Below are 1,930 nucleotides of genomic sequence, written 5' to 3'. Positions count from 1 at the left end.
AAAGATGATGCGATCGCCGACGGAGAACTCCCGCGCCCCGCGTGCCGTCTGGAAGGTGCGGCTGTGGGAAAGCGCACCCTCGCCTGCCATCACCGCACGCAGCGCCTCGTTCAGCTTGCCGACATCGTCATTGGTGTGGGCAAGCACGAGCAGCTCGTCGCCGCGCAGCCGACCATCCCTGCCCTCGGAAACGGATCGAACGATTGCCTCTCTGCGCGCCTCGGTCCAGTCGGCGACAATCCGCTCAATCGTTTCCGCGCGCGTGCCCGCCTCGGCAAGGTGACCATGCCGGGCATAGACGTCGAGCCCTTTCTCGATCTCGCCGCGGGCAAAGAGCCGCGAGGCCTGGCGCGCCCATTCTTCACGCTGGCGGCGCACGCCGGCAAGCTCGGCAAAACCGATGCGGTCGCTGATCGCCCGAAAGGCTGCACCCGCCTGGATCGGCTGCAGCTGCATGGCGTCGCCGACGAGAACGACTTTGGCGCCCGCCGCCTCGACGATGTCAAGCACACGGGCCATCTGCTGCGATGACACCATGCCGGCTTCATCGATGACGAGCACATCACCGCGATGGAGTGCATCGCGGCCATTCGCCCAGGCCAGTTCCCAGGCGGCGAGCGTGCGTGACTTGATGCCGGAACTGTCTTCCAACCCTTCCGCCGCCTTGCCTGCAAGTGCTGCACCAATCACCCTGCGCCCCTTGCTTTCCCAGGCGAGGCGGGCTGCTGCCAGCAGCGTCGACTTGCCGGCGCCGGCAAGGCCGACAACAGCCGCAATACCGCTGTCGCCGGTGACATGGCGGATGGCATCGACCTGTTCCGCGTCGAGCCTGAAGGGTTTTGCCGGATCGGCCCGTTCGACGTTTTGAACAGCGGCGGCCACTTGGTCACCGGAGATACCGAAGCCCTTTCGTTCCGAGAGAACTTCAGCCGAACGCGCCATGTCGTATTCGATGCGCAGTATCTCCCGTGTGGTGAACACGGCCGGTTCCGACGCCTTGCCGGTCTCGGCGTCAAGCTGCTGCGGCTTCAACATGACCAACTCATCCGACGCCATCAGCCGGGCACGGATATTGGCGAAGTCTGCGGGATCGTCGACATAGCGATGCAGCGCCTTGGCGATATCCTTCTCGTCGAAGGTGGAGCGCTCGTTGCCGAGCTGCTTCAGCAAAAGCTCCGGCTCTGCCAGCAGCCGGTCGGCCATCTCATGACGACGGGCGAGATCGGCCGGTGCGAAATAAAGCTCCCTGCCCTTGCGCGCGAGGGCTGCCTTCTCCGGCCCGAGATGTTTTTGCGCGATGCCGTCCAACCCCTGTTCGGCATAGGAGCGGCCGTCGAGCCGGATCTCGTGACCGGCGAGCGCCAGATGCCGGTTGGCCGTTTCGGCCCAGGCGATCTTCCACGCTTTCAAGGTTTCCTTGTCGCCTGCCCAGAGCCTGTAGACGATCTTGCCGTTCGGCCGGTCCGGCGTGACGACGCGCAGCGGCTTGCCGTCTTCGCCAAGAACAGCAACCTTCTTCGCTCCGAAGCCGTCCTCCGTCAGCGGACGCAGCGTGGTCATGAGATGAATGTGCGGATTGCCGTCCTTGTCGTGATAGACCCAGTCGGCCACCATTCCCTTCGAGGTGAAGCTGTCCCGGACGAACTCCCGGACAAGAGCGATGTTCTCCGCCCTTGTCAATTCCTCCGGCAGTGCGATGATCAGCTCGCGGGCGAGTTGCCCATCGGCTCTGGTCTCGAAAGCATCGACGGCGTTCCAGAGCGCCTCACTGGCGCCGGCGACCGACTGGCCAGCGATCGCCTTGCGCAGCCATGCCGGTATGTGCTCCGGCAGCGCCAATTCCTCATGTATCAGCTCGAAAGCCCCGCCCCGATAGCTGAAGGAGGTGCCGGCCTGTTCGTCCATCATCCGAGCGCGGTGGCGATAGGCA

At 64.5% G+C, this 1,930-nt stretch carries 1 protein-coding gene; it reads right to left on the bottom strand.

The features are described 5' to 3' along the window. The coding region (gene traA, locus AC13QO_RS29855; RefSeq protein WP_488542758.1) for a Ti-type conjugative transfer relaxase TraA at positions 1-1,930 on the bottom strand (1,930 nt) is incomplete at both ends.

Source organism: Rhizobium sp. CNPSo 3670 (assembly GCF_057784555.1).
This window is presented reverse-complemented; position numbering and strand designations above follow the sequence as displayed.